The organism is Micromonospora echinospora (genome assembly GCF_014203425.1).
GTDB classification, from domain to species: Bacteria; Actinomycetota; Actinomycetes; order Mycobacteriales; family Micromonosporaceae; genus Micromonospora; species Micromonospora echinospora_A.
This window is the reverse complement of sequence record NZ_JACHJC010000001.1, coordinates 2,480,260-2,501,020: the sequence shown is the minus strand read 5'-3', so window position 1 is coordinate 2,501,020 and position 20,761 is coordinate 2,480,260. Positions and strand designations below refer to the sequence as shown.

Here is a 20,761-nt window from a genome sequence, read left to right as displayed (position 1 = left end):
CGTCCTCACTCGTCTCCCGACCCCGTCCAGCCGGGAAGATCCGGTCCGATGGGGCGTAGATGGCTGTTGAGTTCGGGGCCGTCGTCGTGCGAGCGCACCAACTGCTGCCAGTAGGTGGCCACCCGACGCCCCGCGTGTTCCTTGAGCCGGCGCTTGCGCGCCTGGAAGGCTCGTTCCTGGTGCCGGAGGGTTTCGGTTATTTCGGCCCGGTGCCGCAGGTGGAGCTCGAGGTGGTCGCAGGCCCGCTCGTGGGCGAGTTCGGCGTTCGCCAGCCGCCGTGCGTGTTCCGCCAGTCGCCGCTGACGCACCAGACTGTCCGGACGGTCCGCCTCGGCTGTGCGGCGCTCCTTGAGGTCCTCGTCGGCCGGGGCCTGGCGTGCGAGGTCGAGCTTGGCCGCGGCCTCGACGACCTTGCGACGCCACTCCTCCACCACCGGTATCAGCGCCTGCAGTTCCCGGGCGAGCGGGTCCTGCACGGCGAGGAAGACCGTGTCCTCGGTGGCGATCTGCTCTTCGGCTCGCCGGCGGAGGGCTTCGAGCCGAGGAGTGGTGACCAACCGTCGGGTCTCGTCGAAGTCGGATCCCGGGGCGGTGCTGGCCTGGACTGGTTCGCCTTCCTCGTCGGTGGCCTGCCGGGGCAGCGCGGGGACACGGCGCTTCCCGTCACGCCACCCGTGGAACCAGTCGGCCAGAGCGTGGTGCGGCAGGTACCGTACCGGCCGCGCGGGCGCGGCTGTCCATTTGCGATAGACGTACGTCTTCCTCACGTGTCTCCACCTGCCGTCCAGCTCGTTCGGTGCCGGCCGCAGCGGTCCTATGCGGCGGTGGCGACGGCGCCGGAGGGTTCCGTCCTGACCGGACCCACCGGCGCCGTCGGCTACCAACATGTTTCGGTTGCTTCCGGTACCAGCGTTGTGTGAACTTCTACCGAATCTCTACCGGGCTCTACCGGCACGCCCGGATGCGGTTGTCCCAGTTGGTGCCGGTCGGGCAGACGCCGCCGGCGAGGACACCGCGAGCCGGGTCCACCGGTGCGGGGAGGAGTGCGGCGAGCGCGACGGCAGCGGTCGCGAGCCGCAGTGCGCGGCGACGGCGGGGCGATGGGCGCATGATGATTCCTTCCGGATGCGTCAGGGAAGCAACGGACGGGATACCGCGTTGCCCACCGCCCGACCGGACGGGAGGGCGGGGCTGGCCTACCCCTGCACGGCGCCGTGCGCGCGATTGGCTCCCGAGCCACCGACGACAGGTCCCCCGGTGGCGATGTAAGGCCTCCACATCAACCGGTCGTACGTCCACGGCCAGCCGCTTCAGCCTTGCTGTGAGAATGACACTAAGTTTCGCCCCGGCTTTGTGTCAAGAGGACAGTAAGATACTCTCGTCGAGTGACCGACCGTGAACACCTCTGGCTCCGTCTCGCCGTCGACCTCGTGATCCTGACGGTGCGGGACGGCCAGTTGCAGGTGCTGGTGATCGAACGCGCGAATGACCCCTACCAGGGGCGAATGGCCTTGCCGGGCGGCTTCCTGCGCGCCGGCGAGGACCTGCGCCAGGCAGCCGAGCGGGAGTTGGTCGAGGAGACCAGCCTCGACGGCGCGGTCCTGCACCTGGAGCAGCTCGCCACCTACGGCGCCCCGGACCGTGACCCACGGGGCCGGGTGGTGAGCGTCGCCTATCTGGCCATCGCTCCCGACCTTCCGATCCCCACCGCAGGGTCGGACGCCTCCCGAGCTTGCTGGGCACCAGTCGAGGATGTCCGGGACGATCTCGCGTTCGACCACAACCAGATCCTGCGGGACGCGGTCGAGCGGGCTCGCACCCGTCTCGAGTTCACGACGCTGGCGACGGTCTTCTGCGGGCCGACATTCACTGTCGGGGACCTGCGCCACGTGTACGAGGTGGTGTGGGACGTCACTCTCGATCCCCGCAACTTCAGCCGCAAGGTGGTGCAGACACCCGGCTTCATCGAACCGACCGGCACCAGACGGATACCACCGACGGGCCGGCCCGCCGCGCTGTACCGGCGCGGGAGCGCCGAGGCTCTCCATCCGCCGATCCTGCGGGCCTCGCCCGGTACGGACGGCTAGGTCGCCTCGCGGTCACCGCGCCGGATCCGGCCGTCGGGCAAGGCGGTCCTCGGCTGGCACGCCCGTCGCCGCGTACCGCTCGTCGATTCTGCCCCAGGCGGCGCGTGCGGCGTGCTCGTCGTCCTGGGCGGCGAGCGCCTCGGCGAGGGCAGCGAGGGCCTGCACCTCGAGGTAGACGGCACCGCAGGCAGCAAAACACTCCACGGCACGCTGCAGTGTGGAGATCTGCTCTCCGGGCCGGTCCAGGGCGGCATGGAGAGTGGCCATGGAGACGTGCACCCGCCCTTCGAGCACCGCGTCGGCCCCTTCCCGAGCCAGGTCGGCCGCGACCGCGAGGCGCTGGCCGGACTCCTCGTACGCGCCGGTCTGGCATGCCACCTCACCCAACCCGTGCACGGCGTACGCGTGACCGATTCCGGTCGCTTCGGGGTACGCCTCGCGGACCGCTTCGAAGGCGGATGACGCCCTGGCCACATCGCCTTTGGCCAGACAGGTCTGGCCCAGCCAGTACGTCGTCTGCGCGAGCAGGCGCGGCTGCCCGAGCATCTGGGCCACCTTCCCGGTCTGGTGCAGCACCTCCAACGCTTCGTCGTGTTCACCGAGGTCGAGGTGCGTCTGGCCGATGAAGCGGAGGGTCTGCCACGTGCCCACCGCGTCCTGGCTCGCTTCGTAGCACGCCAGCGCCTCCCGGAACAGGGCGAGGGGTCGGGTCAGATGACCGCTGCGGCGCAGCGCGTTGGCGAGCGTGCGTAACGCGATCGCCTGTCCGTGCCGGTCGCCGCACTCGACGAGCAGGTCCACCGCGCGCTTCAGCTCCGGAAGGCCGGACACGCCACCGCGTCGGCTCGCGACGAGCGCCGGCTGGCCCAGGCAGGCGAGGATCACGCCTTCACCACGCGTGTCCCCCGCGTCCCGGCACGCCCGCAACGCGGCCTGGTGCGTGGCGTACCAGTCGCCGAAGTACCCGCGCACCGTGTAGAATTCGTGCGCGGACACCGCGAGGTCCCAGCAGAGGCCGACGGCCCCCAGCTCGGCACAACGGTCGACCGCCGCGCGGATGGTCAACCGCTCCTTCTCGAACCATCCGAGCGGCGCCTGCGTGACCTCTTCCAGCACCATCGGAGGCGCCGCCCAGTCGGGCTCGTCGCTGTGCACCACCTCGAAGTCGCCGCCGTACAGCGCGGCATGCGCACTCCTGGCAAGTGTCAACAGCGCCCGGTACGTCCGGAGCACCATGGCATCCCGCTCTCGGGGGTCGGCGTACGCCCTCAGCGCCCGCCGATGGGCGTACTCCCGGGTCAGGTCGTGGAATCGGTACCGCACCTCGGACTCGACCAGCTCGATCATGTTGCTCGCGGCGAGCCGGGACAGGGCCGCCGCCGCGTCGACCCCCGTGCCGTCAAGCAGAGCGGCCGCCGTCCACAGGCCGAAGCTGGGCAACTGCAGCAGGCCGAGCCCAAGGAAGAGCAGGCGTGCGTCCTCGTCCAGGCGGTCGAAGCCCGCGCCGATCGCACGGGCCACGCTCTGCTCGCCGTACGCGAAGGCCTCCGGCCCCTGCCGCGCCAGCCGCTCGGCCAGCTCCGCAGTGGGGCGGGGGTGGTCGTGCACCCGCAGCGCGCCGGCGATGCACAGAGCGAGCGGCAGCCCTCCGCACAGGCGCACCACCCGGTCGACCGCCCCCGGATCGCCGCTCAGGTCGATGCCGGAGCTGACGGCCACACGCACGAACAGCTCGGTGGCGGAGCCGTGGTCCAGCGGCTCCAGCGGGGGCACGTGATGGGCGCCGGCGATCTCCGGGAGCCGCCGCCGCGACGTCACCAGTACGGCGCAGCCGGGGTTGGCGGGGATCAGGTCGCTGATCTGGGCACCCGTCGCGGCGTCGTCGAGGACCACCAACACCCGTCGGTCGGCGAGCAGCGTGCGGTACATCGAGATCCGCTCCGCCTCGCTGTCCGGCACGGCGGGCACTCCGAAGGCACGCAGGAACTGCGCCAACACCTCGCTGACGTCGAGCGGCTCGCCCACGGTGCCGCGCAGTTCGACGTACAGCTGCCCGTCGGGGTACCGGTTGCTGGCCAGGTGCGCGACCCGTCGGGCGAACGCGGTCTTGCCGATCCCACCCGGTCCGGAGATCACGATGACCGGTACCGTGCGCCCCGGCTCGCGAGTGAGCAGCCACGACGCCTCGGCAAGGAGGTCACTGCGGTTGACGAAGTCGGGCGGGTCCGGTGGGAGCTGGCGCGGCACGGGCACCGCGGCCGAGGGTGCCGCGGAACGAGCCTTCGCGCCGATCGTCTCGGCGACCCCGAGCCGCTGGCCGATGGCTGACTCCACGGTGGCGACCACCGCCTCGTCACCGTTGGCGACCGCGTAGTAGAGCTTGCGCAGCATGGGGTCGGGCGCGCCTCCGGTTTCGGCGGCGAGCGCGCCGGCGTGCCGCTCGTACGCCTCGACGGCATCGCTGCTGTGCCCGCACCGGTAGGCCACCAGCATCAGTTGTTCGCACAGCCTCCGGTCGGTCGGAGCGTACGTCGTGATCTGCAGGAGGTCGTCCAGGACGCGTTCGTGGTTGCCGCGAACCAGCTCCAGATCGAACAGACGTACGGCCCCACGCTTGCGCCGCCGCTCGAGGCCGGCGATCTCACGGCGGAAGGCATCGGTCGGCACGTTGGACAGCGGGTGCGCGCCGCGCCACAGGCGGAGTGCCCGCCGGAGCACGTCGACCTCCTCGTCCATACGCCCACCCACGCCCGCCTCGTCGGCAGCGCGCAACAGACGCTGGAAGAGCAGCATGTCCAGATCCTCGTCGCGGGTCACCCGCAGTTCGTACCCGTGCCGGGCATGCGTGACGAGGTCGTCGCGACGTCCCACCTGGTCGAGCAGTGCCCTCAGCACGCCGACCGACTTGTGCAACTGGGCTTCGCTGACGTCGGGACTGCCCCACGCCACCCGCAGGAGTTCGGTCTTCGACAACGGGTGGTTGACGTTCACCAGGAGAGCGGCCAGCACGATCAGGCTGTGGCCGCCTGGCAGTTCAACGAGCCGATCGTCACGTCGGACCTCCAGTTGGCCCAGCAAGCCATAGATCACTCGGCCTCACCCCTCACGGATCGAGGAATCGTGCTCACGCACGGTATGAGGAGAGATCGAGCACCGCCAACCACGGCGGTGCTTCACGGCATCTTCGGAAGCCAAACGGAAGCGCATCGGTAGTTGCCCATGGCCAAATAGCCTTGGGTAGTCGTCAACCGGCCATCCGTAACCGGAGCGACGAAAGGGCCGGTCCGCCATATGAATGTCCCGACCCGCCACAACGACGGAAGTGAGCCGTCCTCGCGCAGGCATGGCCACACATACGGCACTCTCGACGTGGTCGCCGACGGCGAGCACCGCTCGCTGCGCTCCATCTACGCCACCACCCGCCAGACGGCGACCCGCACCGCCATGCTGCTCGCCGGCCTGACCGACCTGCCCGGGGTGCGGATCTTCCAGGGCATACGCACCGCAGACGGAAGCGCGCCGCCGCTGCCGCACGCCGTCAGTCGCGGGCGGCATCTGATCCTCGTCGAGTCGGTGGCGTGGCCCGGCGGGTGGTACGGGGCCGCACCCGACGGCCGAATTCACTGCGATGGCGTCTACATCGGTCGGTCGATCGGCCCATTGTCGACCGCTGTCAACTGGTGGAGTCGACAGCTACCGGGTGGTCATCGGGTGAGCGCGATGGTTGTCGTCCATCCCTCCCGGTGACACCCTGGTCGAACTGCCCCGGCTCGGCCCACGGGAGGTGTCCTGGGCTCTCGCCCGAGATGCACTGCACGCCGTGTGGGAGGTCGTCCGCAGCGAGCGCCCCAGCACCAACCCCGCGGTGATCCGCCTGCTGAACACCGCGACGGCGTTGCCGCATCCCTCAACGCGAGGCTTCATGTACTTTTGACAATAACTCGTCTATCTTCGATGCAGAGGCCGCCGGCACTGCCCCGTCCGGCCTGTGACGTTCCCATCGACCCGTCAACGCCGCCCCGGCCGCCGATGGCCGGGTGTAAAACCTCCAGAGGACGGCCACGTGCGAATCTTGCGGACTATCTCAGCGAAGGGCATCGGTATCCGGCTCGACGCCTACATCACCTCGCTCGTGTCGGTGACACTCGGTCTGCTGGGCCTGTTCAGCGTCGTCGACGCCGACGTCCTCGGCGCCGCCACCCTCGCCACCCTCGGCCTTGTCGCCATGCAGTCCTCGCACGGCCGCGCTCAGGTGTCCGCACTGGCCGCCGCCTCCGAGCTGGTCGAGGCGACCCGGGAACGCCTACTTGACCGCCCGTCAGCCGACCTTCTGCTGTCGACGGCGGCTCCCGGGGCCGACCTCGGAGTGGCTCACGCCACCGACATCCGAATCGTCGGGGTCACCCTCGGCCGCACGTTGCGCAGCAACGCCCTCGTCCTGCAGCGCCGGCTCGAGCAGGGAGCGGTGGTCAGGATTGCGTTGGTGGAACCGCACAGCGAAGCGGTCCAAGAGGCAGCCCGCCGCGCCGGCGTCCCGCACACCCCCGAGATCTTCCATCACCGCCTCCGGCCGACGATCGACCTTCTCACCTACCTTGCCGGTCAGCGCGGGCACACCGGGCGCGTGGAGGTCCGTCTGCTGAGCTTCGTGCCCGCGTTCGGGCTCGTCCTGGTGGACCCGGACGAGCCGCACGGCCAGATGCAGGTCGACCTCTACTCGCACCGCCCCGCCGGGGTCGAGCCGACACTCACGCTGCGGGCTGACCGGGATCCGCAGTCGTACCCGACACTTCCGGCAGGAGTTCGACCGGATCTGGTCGGCGGGACGTGCCCTCCACGACATCGGCGAGCACGTGCGGCCGGGCCGGACCGACGCTTATTGACCCGGCGAACACGAGACCCCTCAGCCGGCCAGGCCGAACGGCAGCTGGGGACGCATCGCCCGCCGCGACATCTGGCTGCTATCCGACGACTGCGGCAGGCCTGGTCGCGGTTAATTTCGGTAAGCCACTGTGGAGCGCACCTGCAACTCCCGACCAGAGGCATCAGTACGCCCGATCCCAGCCTTGACATGGGCCGCAGGATGGCTCGCGCTATGCGCGTTGTTCCCAACGACTCGTCGATGGTCGGGTGCGCCGCGAAGCACCACTCCCCCATCAACGTTGATCCTCGGAGCGTGAGCGCTCCCGTCCAGTGAGCCCGTCGATCCGGGTACGGCCCCGCCGAGAGATCCAGGCCGCCCGCCGACGCCGCGCCCACCGATGTTGAGACCATCTGATCGCCGCCCCGTTGTGGCCGATGCACGGTGCGAATCTCGGCACCCTGCTGCGTACCTGCGACGCCGTCGGGGCGCCCCTGGCCGTACCCCACTTCCGCTTCCCCGCCACCACCAACCTCCCTGGGATCAGCCAGACGTGCAGCGGAGCCATCTCGCTGGCTGCCGTGGGCGTTCATATCGGGGTGATCGACACGAATCGATGCCCACCTCGGGCTGTGCGTTGTTGGCGCCATCCCGATCGGTTGACGGCCGCCCTACCCGGACTGCGCGGGTTCCCGGGCCCCCCGGGCCGCTAACGGGGACCCGTCCGGTACAGCGTCGAGGGCTGACCCGAGGTTTGGGCCGGCCCTCGACCTTGAATCGGGTATGCGTGGGTGACATCGAGTTCAATTGCGCCGTGATCACGGTGCAAGCGGTCATCAAGGTCCTCCGCTGAACAACGACCCGGCGCAGGGGCAGGCTAGCTGATCCGCTCGAACGCATCAGCCCTGCCCTGCAGATTCACGAAGAAGTCTCTGCGCTTGATGTAGGTATGTATAGCTCGCAGCCCTTCCACTGACATCACGTCGCATCCGTGTGGTTGCGACGTTGACGGCTCCGCCGGAGAGAGCCAAGAGTGGAACGTTGAGGTCTGGCTGGGCTGCCGCTCCGTAGCCGGCAGCAACGGCGACAAAAGCTGCAAGTGGACGGGTCAACCAGCCCCACCTCGTGCTCCGCGCGGCGGCATCAAGGTCAGCCGCCGCGTCAACCAGTTCACGTTCTAGGGCCTGTGTCGAAGTCGGTCACAGCCACTCGTTGATGGCGGCGAGATGGATGGTGGCCTCGTAGCGCACGGCGAGCTTGTCGAAGCGGGTGGCCACGGCCCGGTTGCGCTTGAGTGGTTGATGCCGCACTCCACGGCGTGACGTTGCTGGTAGAGGTGGGGGTCGAAGGCTGGTGGCCGGCCGCCCTTGGATCCCTTGGCTCGCCGGTGGGCGTCTTGGTCGGCTTTGCTCGGGATCGTCGCGGCGATGCCCCGTCGGCGCAGGTAGGCCCTGTTGGCTTTCGACGTGTACGCCTTGTCGGCCAGGACGCGGTCCGGTCGGGTCCTCGGGCGGCCTGTGAGCAGGCGGGGAACGCGGATGGCGGCCAGGACCGGGATGAACTGTGGGCTGTCGCCGCGGTGTCCGGCGGTCAGCACGACGGCGAGGGGTTTCTGTCCCTGCTCGCAGCCCAGGTGCAGCTTCGTGGTCAAACCGCCGCGGGAGCGGCCGAGGGCGTGATCAGCCGGCTCAACCGTGACACCGCCGGGTGGTTCGGCCTGCAGATCCCCCTTTTCCTCGCCCCGGCAGCGTGCTGATGGGCGCGGGCGCTGGTCGAGTCCACGGACACGTCCCAGGTGATCCGCCCGGCCGCATCAGCCACGGCCTGCAACGCAGTCAGCACCTGCTTCCAGGTCCCATCGTGTTGCCACCTGCGGAACAACGCGTACACCGCCGACCAGGAGCCGTACTGCGGAGGCACGTCCCGCCACGGGGCGCCCACCCGGATCCGCCACCGGATCCCGTCGATCAGCTGCCGTCTGCTCCACAACGACGGTCGACCCGGCCGTTTCGGCGCTGGCAGCAGCGGCTCCAGCGTCGCCCACTGCGCGTCGGTCAGGTCGAACCGCCTCGTCACCGCGAGGGTGTCCACGAGGTCTCCGGTGGTCGCCGGTTTTTCTTGGTCGTTAACCATCTACCGGAGGCCTCGCCATATCTCGATCTCCGACACGCGAAGATCCTCAAGCCCGATCAAACCCTGGCACCGCCTTCAACACAGGCCCTAGTGTCTCGTGTATGGCCCTGACGCAGTACTTCGTCGCCATGAGCATCGATGGGTACATCGCCGAACCCGCCGAACAGCTCGACTGGCTTTCCCAGTTCAGCAACCTGGAGGGCAAACGGCGGCGCTACGAGCGGTTCTTCGACGAGGTAGGTGCGATCGCGATGGGGTCGCGGTCGTACGAGTTCATTTGTCGCCACAACGCCCCCTGGTTCTATGGTGACCGGCCTACCTGGGTCTTTACGCATCGCACCCTGCCCCACCACGATGGCGCTGACCTTCGTTTCACCGCTTCAGACGTAGCCGACGTGCACCCGCAGCTGGTCGAGGCGGCCAAGGGAAAGAACGTATGGATCCTCGGCGGTGAAAAGCTTGCCACCCAGTTCGTGCAGGCCGACCTCGTCGACGAGCTGCACATCGGCGTCGCGCCAGTCCTGGTCGGCTCCGGCACCCGACTGTTGCATGCGAGGGCATTCACCCCGTGGACCTTGGCTGAGACCAACCAGTACGGTTCGTTCCTTGCGTTGCGCTACATCGCGCCAGGCCGTCCCGGCTGACCGCCCTCACCCGCTGATAGCGATCACTGACGCACGTAGATACCTCATCGCGGCCACGGAGACTTTGATACAGGCCCTAGGAGGCGAAGAGCGTCTTGCGGGTGACGGTCAGCTTGCTTGAGCCGGTGGAGGAGGTCGTCGATCGCGAGCATCATTCTTCTCCGCTCGTCGTCGTACTTTGTCCTGAAGCGCACGAGATCACCGATCATGACCTCGTCGCGTGGTACCGGTAGGAGTGGGCCCAGATTGACCTCCCAGCACGCCGTGACATCGTGGCGGGAAGTCGGGACGGTGCCAAGCCGATGCGCTGCGGTGATGTCAGTATGAGGACGGAGCCCGTGTGGTCCAGTGCAGCCTTCTTGAGCATTGATGTCCGCGGCGATGCGGCGTGCGATGAGGCTGACGACGACGTTCAGCAAGGCTGGCGCGGCCACCAGCCGCGAGGGGCTGTGCGGGTGGGCATACACCAACTTCTGGTGTAGCAACTCTTCCACGACGCTCTCATGCAGCTTGTCCACATGAAGCGTGCTGAACTCGCCGTTTGGCGGTTCAGCTGGCGGCCTCAGTGCGTGGTCCGGAACTTGCTTCAGAGCTTGGCGAAGGTCGGTCTCGATCTCATGGAGCTCGAAGGGCCCGAATGCTCGGTCCGCTTCGAGGGGCCGATAAAGCCCCGCGTCTTGGACCTCCTTCATCTGTCTGCTCAGTCGCTCCTCCCATCCAGGTGCGACAACCGTAGCGAGGTCGTCCCAGTACAAGATCGCCTGCTGCAGCACGTGCACCGGCGCATTCGCGAACGGGTAGTACAACATCCCGGCCAAGCCGACCTCCACGGCAACTCGCGACGTTTGATGCGAAGAGATCTAGCGCCGCACGCACAAGATTGCTCCAGCGCAGCGAAAACTATAATCCTGCAACGACCGTCGCCACCCCCTGCCACGGCCGAATGTTAATAGCCGCTACACGGCGCGGATGCCCTCTTAACAGCTATTCGACAAGTCCCACGTGCTCGAGCACCTGCCGCAGTGATGGATCCGTGTCCGTATGGCCGCGTTCCAGGCTCTTGACCGTCACAGACGAGGCGTCTGGGGTGTTGTCGACGTGAAAAGTTTCCCAGCTGCGGCAGATGGGACAGCGGCGTCGAAGCAGGAAGGGGCGGAGTAGATGCAGCTGCCCGTCCTCGTTCGCCAGGTACAGGCTGCCGATCTCCAGGCCACTGCTGGAATAAGGGCGCTGTTGGCCCGGCACCAGCGCGTTGTCACCCATGAGCTCTTGGTAATCCACTTCGGCGGTTCCCCGGAGGGTGTCCCAGCGAATGCCCGTGACGTGCACCAGGGGTAGGTCCGCGAGGAAAGACGCGTGTTCCAGCAGAGTCATCAGGTCGGCATGCGCTTCGTCGATGGCGGACGGAAGGTCAAGGGCGTCGACACGTCGGAGATGCGACTTGGCGTTGCGTCGTGCGGCTAGGCGCTGGCGGGCAGATGCCGCTTCCGGGTCGGAGAAGACGCGGCTGAAGTCCTTGAGTGGGTCTCCGTCGGGTACGCGCCGAAACGCCTTGCTCTCCGCTGCCTCGTTAAGGATGGCAGCCCAGTCCCCGAAGCCGGGCCCGTGGCTTCCTCCCCGTGACAGCCTACCCCGGATGCCGTCGACCGCCCCCAAGCGAAGACCTGCACCCCGAGACAGCGACAAAACAGCGAGCGCGGTGTAACACAGCAGCACCTCCGCGGTCTCCACAATGGCTTCGTAGGCCGCCTCATCGGCGCCCCTGGAGAGGTGGACCTGCACCTCGCTCCAGCGGTAAGCGATCGGGTGCGGATAGCGGGTCCGTACCCGATGGCTGAAGTCGTCCAGCAACGCCGCCGCGTCCACACGCATGCGCAGCTGGCGCCCGGACTCCAGTAGGCGGCGCCTCGCCGTGACTGCGCTCTCTTCCTCGAAAACGGATGCGAGCAACGCTTCGGACTCGTCCTTCCAGCTCTCCAACTGGGATCTAGCGGCTTCAAGGCCCTCGATCGTCACGGCCAGCGCCGTATCCGGCTGCGGAATGGGCAGGTCTCGCAGAACCGACGCGGTGAGATTGGCGACCGAGAGTCCGACGGCCCACTTCCGGACAAGCGGCGAGCGGAGGAACAGAACAGCGACGAGGCGTTGTGGACCACCTAGGTGCCCGCTGGCGCGAAGCGTCACCACGCTGTCGTCTGCGGCCAAGGGCAAGTCCTCGCTGGCCACCTCTACGACGACCAGATTGCCTCGCGCCCGTGGTGGGAACATCCGCCGGAGCAGGACGTCTCCCGCTCGCAGTTGCCGGTCCGGGGGAACCTCGGCCCACCGGGAGGAGTCGTCGAGGCCAGCTAAGGTGCCGTCGTGCCTGAGGTCTCGCGCCGCCACGACCCGCACAGATCCGTCCTGCCGCTGATCATGAAGCAGATGACGGTGTGCAGTTCGATGGAGAGCTGGTGCCGGGAACGCGAACAAGTCCTTCATAGGAACTGTCGCTCCCCATGCGTCGAGTTCTGACCAGCGAGCGGTGGTGGCGGGATCGTGCAGCTCGATGGACAGGCTTTCGCCCGATCCGGGAGGGCCGGGCAGGACGTAGCCGAACTTTCCCGTGCCACTCGCACGGCTAAGGAGCCTGCGGAAGTCGCTCTCCACCGCCTTCTCATCCTCGCGCCCTGGGAACCTGAAGAGCTTGAGGGGCTGGCCCTCTGACGACCGCGGTCGCCAGAACACCGCGGCCGTGTCGAACAGCTGATGCACCCCGTCGAAGACTCCCGCTGCGAAGATGACCAGGCAAGGTTGCCAGGAGTAATCGACGATCTCGCGGAACTCCCGGCATCGGGGAGAGGTTAGAGCGCTGGCGGGCAGCAAGGCAGCCAATAGGGCATCATCACCCTCGGGCCGGATTCCAGCTACCGCAATCTCGTGAGCCGAACGCAATGGACCCTCCGCTGCGGCCGCCAGAGTGTCAGAGGATCGCGACCATGGCGGAATCAAGAGTACGGGAGCGGTCCCGAGCATGGTGTTCGCGATGTCCGGGAGCTCGCCTGCAGATTCGGCTAGGCACGACCGCCACTCGTGTTTCAGATGTGCGGTCATCTCGTCGTTCGTAGTCACGACGACCGGATCGGTATCTGACAGGGTGCCAAACGCCAACTCGAGCAGCAGGCGGAAGGTATCGTGCCTTGGCGGGTGAGGGGTCGAACTGTCGGTCACGGTGGAGATGATATTCGCGCGCCGCTACGCCGAATGCCCCTGGCTGCGGCGCTTGCCGGGCCTGCCGGTCGCGCGACCTTAGGGGCCATGGAAACGAGGTCCTTCGGCTCCCGGGCTCTTCGGCGGTTCGGGCTTCGCTCTGCCGGCTCCTGGGCGTTGCTGCCCGTGCTGGTCGTTCGGGAGGGCAGCCCGCTGAGGGCCCTGGGGGCGTTGCTGCCCGTGCTGGTCGTTCGGGAGGGCAGCCCGCTGAGGGCCTTGAGGGTTGTTGGGCGACGGCGGTTGTAGGAGGCCCCGTATCTGTCTTTCGAGATCACTCACGCGGTCGCTAAGACCCTTGACGGACTGGTCGGCGAGCTTTGGGCGGGCCACCTCCGTCACCGTCCCGCTGACCACGCCCGTGATGGCTGCCTTCACCAATTCTCGGGTGATCGGCTCCTGCACGGCGAGGGCCGCGATCGGCGCGGCGGCGGTCGCCGCCAGAACTGAGATGCCGACGCCCAGAGCGATGCTTACGAGGGGGTGCCATCGGTTCGGGCGGACGTCGGGATCCAGGCCCGCCTGACCCTGGCCGGCCGTCCTTCGGCGGAACTGGTCGTCAAGGGTTTTCCTGAGCGCCGCCCGCGCCGCGTCCTGCTGCAGCATCAGCCCCGGCGTCAGTAGGCTTAACGCCTCACTTTGGCCGAGCTGCTTTAGCTCGTCTACTGAGACCTGTCGATTCAGAAGTCGGCTCAGCCGCTCGGCGGCGCCGGCTAGGACCTCGTGCGCCAACACGTCGCGGGCCTCGAACCACTCAGGTCGTACAGACGACCTGGCGAGGAATTCGAGCGCCATGTGCACGTCGTAGAGCCGCTGCACCAGGAGGGAAAACCGGTCATCGCCGTCCATAGGCGCATGATGGCAGGCGGGCGCAACCGAATTAGTCTAATCCTACAGCAGCACTACCCCGACCAGGCGCTGTCGGCCCGGCTGCGAGCACTCAGCCCATGCCTCGCGTCGATCTCGCAAGTCGCAGACCCGTCGGCGACCTCTGGATCGCCACGATAGGCGTGCCGGTTCTCAGCTCAGCGCTCGCTACCGCCCAGACTCGCGGCACCTAAGCCAGGTTGTGCTGGCTGATCCGTTACGCGTCCTCAGCGGCAAGGCCGAGTCGGTACTCATCAGCACGTCGTCGGACTCCAGTCGCGGCCACGGCTTCCACGCTCTGCACGAGGTCGAGAATCAGCGTAGTTTTCATCGCCGCCTCGGCCCCGGTGCCAGAAAACGCCGTGGCCCCGCCTGCAGTTGCCCCGAAGTGTGCGTCACGCCGACCCGCAGCTCGGGCGCTGGACTGGCCTGGGAACCCTCATTCGTGCGTCTGAGCGCGGTGCTCGGACGCTGACTGTGCCGTTATGCCGACCGCCGCCGGGGTTCGGGGTGTACAAGGCCACCGCGCACCGCCGGTTCGTCGCCTAGACGAAGGCCGGGCTGTGGCGGCGCATGCACGTGGCCGCCCTGGACCAACTCGGCGCCGAAGGGTTGATCGACTGGTCCCGGGCCACCGCCGACGCGTCGGCGGTGCGGGCGAAAAGGGGGGGGGCGACCTGACCGGCCCGAGCCCGGTCGACCGGGGCAAGCCCGGCAGCAAGATCCACGCCCTGTCCGACCGCAACGGGCTGGCCCCTGTCCGTCGGCGTGTCCGCCGCGAACACCCACGACAGCCGCTGCCTCGAATCCCTCATCCAGGCCATCCCCGCCGTGCGCTCCCGACGCGGACCACGCCGCCGACGGCCCGACAAACTGCACGCCGACAAGGGATACGACTACCCCCACCTGCGCCGCATGCTCCGCGCCCGCGGCATCCGCCCTCGCATCGCCCGCCGCGGCATCGAATCCTCACACCGCCTCGGACAGCACCGGTGGGTGATCGAGAGGACCTTCGCCTGGTTCACCGGCTACCGTCGGCTGACCATCCGCTACGAACGCTCGGCCAGCCTGTACTGCCCATTCCTGACCCTCGCCGCCGCCCTTACCTGCCACAAGCGCTACCTCAAAACTCACCACCTAAGACACGCTCTTAGCCTGCATAGTGCTGCAGGCACGCACCGCTCCGTCACAGGAGTTGCGGCGGCATCCCAACCGCTTACCCGCGCTGGTGGGCTATGGGAGCGCGTATCACCGTCCGTACCGCCACTGGGCTTCTTCAACGAAGTCCGCATGCCGGGCTTGCTCCCACTCCCGCATGCTCGGGTACCGGTCTCGGCAGTACCGCCGCTGCAGGTGATCGACGAACTGGGTCCGCTCGTCGTCGTTCGCCAGCCGCAGTCCACGGTCGTCGGTGCCCGCTTGCAACACGACACCACCGTCGGGCTCAACAGTCAGGGTGATCTCGCCGGCACGCGGATCAGGCACACGAGCTGCCAGGTACGCAAAGTAGATGTAGCGGTAGTCGAACTCGTCGTGGCGGTCGTGCACCCAGTCAAGCCATTGATCCACCTTCGCCAAGGTCCACGGTTCCATACGCTCCCCTAAATCCCCGCCCGGTCACGCCCTCTCGCCCCCATAGATCCGACGCTATCGACCCGCAGCCACTCAGCCCTCCGGATGGCTTCGTCATATGGCTCGGTCCACCGCCGTTGACGTCGCAGCTGGCAGCGGCGGCGTGAGAGGCGGCAAGCCCGGGGTTGAGCTTGCCGCCCGTTGACCGCGTTACTGGCATCCGGTCATCTGCTTCCTCGCTTCGGAGGCCCGCACTTGCTTTCAGTCGTAGCCCGTTCGGCGGCGACGTGTGGGGCTGTGAGCGCGCGGACTCCTCGGGGCGTCAAGAACTGCAGGTGTTCAGCATGCTCTGCAGGGCGGACTTCTCGGACGACTGCAGGCTCAGCCCCCAGTTGTATTTCACGGTGATCCACATCTTGCTGTAGGTGCACCGGTACGACGACAAGGGCGGCTGCCAGGTGGAGGGGTCCTGGTCACCCTTGGCCTGGTTGACGTTATCGGTGACGGCGATCAGCTGCGGGCGGCTGAGGTCGTTGGCGAAGCTCTGCCGTCGGCTAGTCGTCCAGCCACTGGCGCCCGAGCGCCACGCCTCGGCGAGGGGCACGACGTGATCGATGTCGACGTCGGAGGCGGCGGTCCAGGTTGCGCCGTCGTAGGGGCTGTACCAGCGGCCCGAGGTCGCCGCGCAGCTGCTGTCGGTGACCACGGACGTGCCGTCGCGCTTGAGGACCGTCTCGCGGGTGCTACAGGCACCGCTGATGGTGATCCAGTGCGGGAACAGATCCCGCGAGTACCCACTCGTCGACCCCTCGCTCTTCACCGTCAGAGCGTTGAGCTGCGACTGGGCGCCCGCCTTGGACGGAATACCAGGAGGTGTCGCCGAAGCCACCGAAGCGTCGACGGCGACCAGGCCAGCGCTGGCCACCATCACCGCCGCCGCGCCGGTCAGGACACGCCGCGCCAACGCAGATGTGGTGAGTCGTCGGGTGAGTCGCATGAGGGCCTCCTCAGGCATCCGTCGTAGACAGCGACCATCTCGCCCCATCATGTCCATCGACGGTCACCACTGTGAAGAGCGGGGAAGGCTCCCGCGAACACTGGCCACAGCCGCTCCCTGTCCGCACCACCGCCCCGCAGGAACTCGCCTGGCCTCTCCCCCGCCGCCGATCGCGCCTGTCGAGATGGCGACGCACCGGCGATCAGCGACAATCCGACGTCCTAGAGTGCGACTCTCAGGCTGGCACGACACCTGCAATTCCGGGAGCGACGGTGGCCAACAACCTGATCGTCATGACATGGAACGTCGAGAACCTGTTCCCACCCGACGACACCGACACGCCGGCGGCCGACACCTACACCGCGAAGCTCACCTACCTCGCCGGTCTGATCGCCGGCACCGGCGCCGACGTCGTCGCTCTTCAAGAGATCGGCAGCCTCCGGGCGGCGCAGGACCTGCGGGCTGCCCTCGGTGAGCCCTGGCAGGCCGTCGTGTCCTCCCACCCGGACAGCCGCGGCATCCGCGTCGCTGTCCTCGCCCGGCATCCCCTCACCGAGGAAGCGCAGATCATCGCGCTGCCGCCCTCCGGGTTGCCTGCGGTCCCCGACGTCGACGGCGACACCCTCACCCACATGGGACGCGGAGCGCTTCAGGTACACGTCGACTGCGGCGGCGCCGGCCTGCGGCTGCTGACCGCGCACCTGAAGAGCAAACTGCTCACCTACCCGGGCGGGCGACGCTACCCCCTGAACGAAGACGAACGCGCTCGCGGCGCCGGCTACGCCCTCCTGCGGCGCACCGCCGAAGCCGTCGCCCTTCGCGTACACCTCAACGAAACTGTCAATCCCCTGGAATCGTGGAGGGCTCCGTTATGCGGCCTGGGCCTCCAGGGCGCGGGTCTCTGATCGTTCGTAGTCGATGGGGGATCGCCAGTCGCAGACGGAGTGCCGGCGGCGCCGGTTGTAGAAGTCGGTGATCCAGGTGGCGATCTTCAGGCGTGCCTCGGTACGGGTACGGAAGTGACGGCGGTGGACGTACTCGACCTTGATGGTGGAGAAGGTGGCCTCGGCGACGGCGTTGTCGAAGCACGACCCGACCCGGCCCATCGACTGGCGTACCTTCCACCGGGCACAGGCCCGGTCGAAGTCGGCCGAGGTGTACTCGCTGCCCCTGTCGCTGTGGAAGATCACCCCGTCCACGCAGCCGCCGCGGGTGACGGCGGCCATGTTCAGCGCGGCGACGACCAGCCCGGCGTCGTGATGGGCGCCCATCGCGTAGCCGAGGATGCGACGGGAGTACAGGTCGATGACGGTGGCCAGGTAGAGCTTGCCCTCGTCGGTGCGGATCTCGGTCATGTCGCCGCACCAGGCGACATCCGGCGCCGGCGCGGTGAACACCCGCTTGATGAGGTCCGGTGCGGCCGGACGCTTACCTTGGCGCGTCAGGCCCCGCCGGCGGCGCTTGACCCGGGCGGCCAAGCCCAGCTTGGCCATGAGCTGCGCGATCGTGTTGTCGGAGACCTGCCAGCCGGACTCGCGCAGCTCGATGCCGATGCGCGGGCTGCCGTAGGTGCCACCCGAGTCGTCGAACACCTTCTGGACCGCGGCCGACAATCGAGCACGCCGGTCATCGCGGCGCGTTGGCGGCCGGTCACGCCACTTGTAGAACCATGACTCGGACACCCCCAGGGCCCGGCAGGCTAGCGCGTGCGGCACGTCGTGCTCGGTCCTCTGGGAAGCGATGAAGGCGGCCACGCTCACTGGCCCGTCGCTTCCTTGACCCACAGGACCACGGATCGCTTGAGGACATCACGCTCCATCGCCAGCTCCGCGTTCTCCCGCCGCAACCGTGCCAGCTCCGCCCGCTCGTCCTCTGCCAGCTGCCCAGCAGGGGCCTCACCGCGAGTCTCGCGGTCCCTCTTCACCCAGTTCGCCAGGGTCCCGCTGTTGATCCCCAGGTCGCGGGCGACCTGAGCGATTGACTTGCCCGTCTCGCGCACGATGCGCACCGCGCCCGCCCGGAACTCCGGATCGAACTGGCGTCTCGTCTCAGCCATGAACCTCTATCCCTCAAGCTCTGGCCTCCACGCTACGAGGGGAAGGGCAAACAAGCTTCAGGGCCGGCAATTTGAAGTGGTGATCGCCTGGCACCCGCTGTCTGGGCGCCGCGATGCCTCCGCCTTTCACCTCGAAGCGGGACGGCTCTGCGTCCTCGCCTCACGCCATCGACAAGCCTGCATCGTCGTTACCCGAGACGGCGTCCGCCAGCAACTTGACGCCTACCCCCACACCGAACCCGTATGGATCGGCGCCGCAACACCAGAGGTCGACGGGTGGGAGGCGAACCATCGATTCCTTGACGGCCTCAACCACTTCGCTGTGCGCGTCGACGCATGACCTCACATCTTTTCAACCAGCGATACCGGAGCTGCTCCAGCACAAGAACCCGCCGGCCCGGCTCGTCGTCGGACAAGCCCTGCACCGACTCGATAGGTGGAGCTGCTACGCGCGCCACGTGGGCGCAAGGGGCGCGACCCGGACACGATGCGCATCACCTGGCGGTCGTAGCCGGGCCGATTCGGAGTGGGGCCTATGCAGCGCCGCCGAGGGTCAACACCGCAGCCCGGCCGATCACCTCCGCCAGGCTCACGAAGCCCTCGGCGTCCTGGGTCAGGCTGACCCGGGAGCGGTCCCGCATCCGGACGCGCTGAAGAAGCCGGGGCCGGATGCCACGACCCGGGGGGTCTGGCATGAGATGTACGCAGCCGCGGACCGGGCGCGTCAGGAGGCGTACCGAGTCCGGTACAACCACGGCCGCCGGCTGCGGTTCGAGCAGAGGTGACCGACTGACGCGGGCCCTCGGGGATCAAACCTCGGCCCGTGCTGTACCCGCCCCACGCTGGCCCCCATACCGGCACACCCCGGCACCGCCCACCACCCCGACGGGCCGCCCTGCCGACCCGGACGCCCGGCACGCCGCGTCGTCGCCGCGAGCGTCGCGAGGTCGTGATCGATTCGACGCGAGGGTTACCGACCGTGACCCCTGGGGGGGTGTGCGACACCCCCCTCGGCCCTGCCTCCTCCATCGAAGCGGCATAGCGCATCGCTCTGCGTACGGGCATAGGGGTCAAGGTGTCGTTCATGATTTTCGGACGTCCCAGATTTCGGCTGTTGAATCAGCGCAGATGACATAGCTGATGACTTGCGCTGATGCTCCGTCGATGCTGACTCCTTGCGCTGGCCGGGACATAGGGGTCCACGGGGGCACGAGCGCGGCTGGGTGAATCCGGCCGTCACTTGACAGGCACTTAGGTTCCCAGAGATCTTCCTGGCCGGCAGTGGTTGGCGAGATCAGCCTCGGCGTTAATGGGCCGTTGGCGATTTGAAGCGAGAAGTAGCCGTCGACTCCCGTGCTCGCGACCGCACAGGTTCCTCCGATCAGTGCCGCGACGGCCACCGCAGCAGCGTTGATTCTTGCGGCCCGGACCACGCCGTCCCTGGAGATAGCAGCGGCGCGCACAGTGCCGGCTCGGGTTGCGTGCGCGGCCTGCACCGTCGCGGAAGCGAGGAGATCGGATACATTGACGTTCCGCTTTGGGCGTGCCATGGGTCGATTATGACGGTCCGATGCACCGACGGCCACACAGGGTCAGTTCGCTGCAAAGCTCGACTACAGAGGTTGAAAGGCTGACGTCCGTCGGCGTGTCTGCGTGATCTGGGTCGATGGGTTCGGTAGGCCGGAGGTATGAGGTATCCGGCTGGTGGTGGCATGAATGCGGCAGCTCGGGTTCGGCGTGAGAAGGTCCGGATCCAGGCCGCGTCCATGTTCGAGAGGTCCGTACCGACTGCGCAGATCGCTTCTGAGCTGCGGGTTTCCGAGAAGTCGGTGCGTTTGTGGCGGCGGCGGTGGACTGCTGGCGGAACGGGGGCTCTGGCGTCGGCCGGGCCGGCCGGTTCGGACTGCAAACTCTCCGTTGAGCAGCGCAGACAGCTGGCCGAGATGCTCGATGAGGGTCCGATCGTGCACGGTTGGGACGATGCCCGCTGGACCCTCGCGCGGGCGGCCGAGGTGATCGAGCGTCGTTTCGGCGTTTCCTACACGCTGCGTGGGGTGTCCTATCTGCTGCATCGCATCGGGTACAGCCAGCAGGTTCCCACTCGTCGGGCGATTGAACGCGATCCGGAAGCGATCGCCGGCTGGCATCGCGGGCGGTGGCCGTCGGTAAGAGGTTAGCCTCGATGATTCGCGCCTGACTGCGGCCTCTTTGGCCCGGCACGTCTGATCGCTGTTTGTCGATGTGTCTTGGTTCTGGGCGTGGTGGTGGGCCGTCTGTCGCGGCGGCGGGCGTGGTCTC

General features: G+C 67.8%; 17 protein-coding genes and 2 pseudogenes. 8 read left to right on the top strand and 11 right to left on the bottom strand.

From position 1 onward, the window contains the following. Positions 1-5: 5 nt before the first annotated feature. Both FHU28_RS11870 and FHU28_RS11865 read right to left on the bottom strand, forming a co-directional pair. Entirely contained in the window at positions 6-767 is a 762-nt protein-coding gene (locus tag FHU28_RS11870; RefSeq protein ID WP_184683667.1) for a hypothetical protein, read from the bottom strand. 178 nt (positions 768-945) lie between these two features. Then, positions 946-1,110: a hypothetical protein gene (locus FHU28_RS11865; RefSeq protein ID WP_184683665.1), complete on the bottom strand. Its 165-nt coding sequence runs from the start codon at positions 1,108-1,110 to the stop codon at positions 946-948. A gap of 275 nt (positions 1,111-1,385) precedes the next feature. Here FHU28_RS11865 and FHU28_RS11860 point away from each other — a divergent pair, with 275 nt between their 5' ends. Further along, positions 1,386-2,087, top strand: a complete 702-nt coding sequence (locus FHU28_RS11860) for an NUDIX hydrolase (RefSeq protein WP_184683663.1) — start codon at positions 1,386-1,388, stop codon at positions 2,085-2,087. A 12-nt stretch (positions 2,088-2,099) separates the two neighbouring features. Here the strand turns inward: FHU28_RS11860 and FHU28_RS11855 are convergent, their stop codons facing one another. After that, positions 2,100-5,096, bottom strand: a complete 2,997-nt coding sequence (locus FHU28_RS11855; protein ID WP_184683661.1) for an AfsR/SARP family transcriptional regulator — start codon at positions 5,094-5,096, stop codon at positions 2,100-2,102. A 360-nt stretch (positions 5,097-5,456) separates the two neighbouring features. Between FHU28_RS11855 and FHU28_RS11850 the strand changes: the two genes are divergently transcribed. Both FHU28_RS11850 and FHU28_RS11845 read left to right on the top strand, forming a co-directional pair. Continuing rightward, entirely contained in the window at positions 5,457-5,834 is a 378-nt protein-coding gene (locus tag FHU28_RS11850) for a hypothetical protein (RefSeq protein WP_184683659.1), read from the top strand. 316 nt (positions 5,835-6,150) lie between these two features. After that, positions 6,151-7,284, top strand: coding sequence for a hypothetical protein (locus tag FHU28_RS11845; RefSeq protein WP_184683657.1), 1,134 nt, complete (start codon positions 6,151-6,153; stop codon positions 7,282-7,284). Between the two features lie 863 nt (positions 7,285-8,147). On the opposite strand, the pseudogene FHU28_RS11840 reads toward FHU28_RS11845, so the two are convergent. Next, positions 8,148-9,024 (bottom strand): annotated as a pseudogene (locus tag FHU28_RS11840) (IS5 family transposase). Between the two features lie 158 nt (positions 9,025-9,182). On the opposite strand from FHU28_RS11840, the gene FHU28_RS11835 reads away from it, so the two are divergent. Next, positions 9,183-9,725: a dihydrofolate reductase family protein gene (locus FHU28_RS11835; protein WP_184683655.1), complete on the top strand. Its 543-nt coding sequence runs from the start codon at positions 9,183-9,185 to the stop codon at positions 9,723-9,725. A 44-nt stretch (positions 9,726-9,769) separates the two neighbouring features. Here FHU28_RS11835 and FHU28_RS11830 read toward each other — a convergent pair whose 3' ends face one another. The 3 genes from FHU28_RS11830 to FHU28_RS11820 all read right to left on the bottom strand — a co-directional run bounded on the left by FHU28_RS11830 (position 9,770) and on the right by FHU28_RS11820 (position 13,820). Beyond that, complete coding sequence (locus FHU28_RS11830) at positions 9,770-10,555, bottom strand: hypothetical protein (RefSeq protein WP_184683653.1); 786 nt, start codon at positions 10,553-10,555, stop codon at positions 9,770-9,772. Positions 10,556-10,709: 154 nt separating this feature from the next. Continuing rightward, positions 10,710-12,935, bottom strand: coding sequence for a restriction endonuclease subunit S domain-containing protein (locus FHU28_RS11825; RefSeq protein WP_184683651.1), 2,226 nt, complete (start codon positions 12,933-12,935; stop codon positions 10,710-10,712). A 78-nt stretch (positions 12,936-13,013) separates the two neighbouring features. Next, positions 13,014-13,820: a hypothetical protein gene (locus FHU28_RS11820; RefSeq protein ID WP_184683650.1), complete on the bottom strand. Its 807-nt coding sequence runs from the start codon at positions 13,818-13,820 to the stop codon at positions 13,014-13,016. A 762-nt stretch (positions 13,821-14,582) separates the two neighbouring features. On the opposite strand from FHU28_RS11820, the pseudogene FHU28_RS33245 reads away from it, so the two are divergent. Beyond that, positions 14,583-14,933, top strand: a pseudogene (locus FHU28_RS33245) (transposase); the annotation flags it as partial. A gap of 153 nt (positions 14,934-15,086) precedes the next feature. On the opposite strand, the gene FHU28_RS32545 reads toward FHU28_RS33245, so the two are convergent. Together FHU28_RS32545 and FHU28_RS11805 are read right to left on the bottom strand one after the other, a co-directional pair. Further along, positions 15,087-15,431, bottom strand: coding sequence for a hypothetical protein (locus FHU28_RS32545; protein WP_184690090.1), 345 nt, complete (start codon positions 15,429-15,431; stop codon positions 15,087-15,089). A gap of 301 nt (positions 15,432-15,732) precedes the next feature. Beyond that, entirely contained in the window at positions 15,733-16,407 is a 675-nt protein-coding gene (locus FHU28_RS11805) for an HNH endonuclease family protein (RefSeq protein WP_184683649.1), read from the bottom strand. Between the two features lie 272 nt (positions 16,408-16,679). On the opposite strand from FHU28_RS11805, the gene FHU28_RS11800 reads away from it, so the two are divergent. Continuing rightward, positions 16,680-17,312: an endonuclease/exonuclease/phosphatase family protein gene (locus FHU28_RS11800; RefSeq protein ID WP_260412890.1), complete on the top strand. Its 633-nt coding sequence runs from the start codon at positions 16,680-16,682 to the stop codon at positions 17,310-17,312. Here FHU28_RS11800 and FHU28_RS11795 read toward each other — a convergent pair. Both FHU28_RS11795 and FHU28_RS11790 read right to left on the bottom strand, forming a co-directional pair. Further along, on the bottom strand, positions 17,277-18,161 hold the full coding sequence (locus FHU28_RS11795; protein ID WP_311773697.1) for an IS3 family transposase: 885 nt from the start codon (positions 18,159-18,161) through the stop codon (positions 17,277-17,279). The two genes, FHU28_RS11800 and FHU28_RS11795, sit on opposite strands and share 36 nt — an antisense overlap. 2 nt (positions 18,162-18,163) lie before the next feature. Next, positions 18,164-18,463 (bottom strand): transposase, encoded by a 300-nt coding sequence (locus FHU28_RS11790; RefSeq protein WP_184683647.1) that lies wholly within the window; start codon positions 18,461-18,463, stop codon positions 18,164-18,166. On the opposite strand from FHU28_RS11790, the gene FHU28_RS11785 reads away from it, so the two are divergent. Continuing rightward, complete coding sequence (locus FHU28_RS11785) at positions 18,462-18,803, top strand: hypothetical protein (protein ID WP_221453178.1); 342 nt, start codon at positions 18,462-18,464, stop codon at positions 18,801-18,803. The two genes, FHU28_RS11790 and FHU28_RS11785, sit on opposite strands and share 2 nt — an antisense overlap. Positions 18,804-20,175: 1,372 nt before the next feature. Beyond that, complete coding sequence (locus tag FHU28_RS11780; RefSeq protein WP_260412889.1) at positions 20,176-20,640, top strand: winged helix-turn-helix domain-containing protein; 465 nt, start codon at positions 20,176-20,178, stop codon at positions 20,638-20,640. The last annotated feature ends 121 nt before the right edge of the window (positions 20,641-20,761 follow it).

Bases quoted from the DNA above. Each gene is read 5' to 3' on its own strand.
- FHU28_RS11835 (WP_184683655.1), top strand. From the start codon at position 9,183: ATGGCCCTGACGCAGTACTTCGTCGCCATGAGCATCGATGGGTACATC.
- FHU28_RS32545 (WP_184690090.1), bottom strand. From the start codon at position 15,431: ATGGAACCGTGGACCTTGGCGAAGGTGGATCAATGGCTTGACTGGGTG.
- FHU28_RS11780 (WP_260412889.1), top strand. From the start codon at position 20,176: ATGAATGCGGCAGCTCGGGTTCGGCGTGAGAAGGTCCGGATCCAGGCC.
- FHU28_RS11805 (WP_184683649.1), bottom strand. From the start codon at position 16,407: ATGCGACTCACCCGACGACTCACCACATCTGCGTTGGCGCGGCGTGTC.
- FHU28_RS11790 (WP_184683647.1), bottom strand. From the start codon at position 18,463: ATGGCTGAGACGAGACGCCAGTTCGATCCGGAGTTCCGGGCGGGCGCG.
- FHU28_RS11785 (WP_221453178.1), top strand. From the start codon at position 18,462: ATGAACCTCTATCCCTCAAGCTCTGGCCTCCACGCTACGAGGGGAAGG.
- FHU28_RS11820 (WP_184683650.1), bottom strand. From the start codon at position 13,820: ATGGACGGCGATGACCGGTTTTCCCTCCTGGTGCAGCGGCTCTACGAC.
- FHU28_RS11865 (WP_184683665.1), bottom strand. From the start codon at position 1,110: ATGCGCCCATCGCCCCGCCGTCGCCGCGCACTGCGGCTCGCGACCGCT.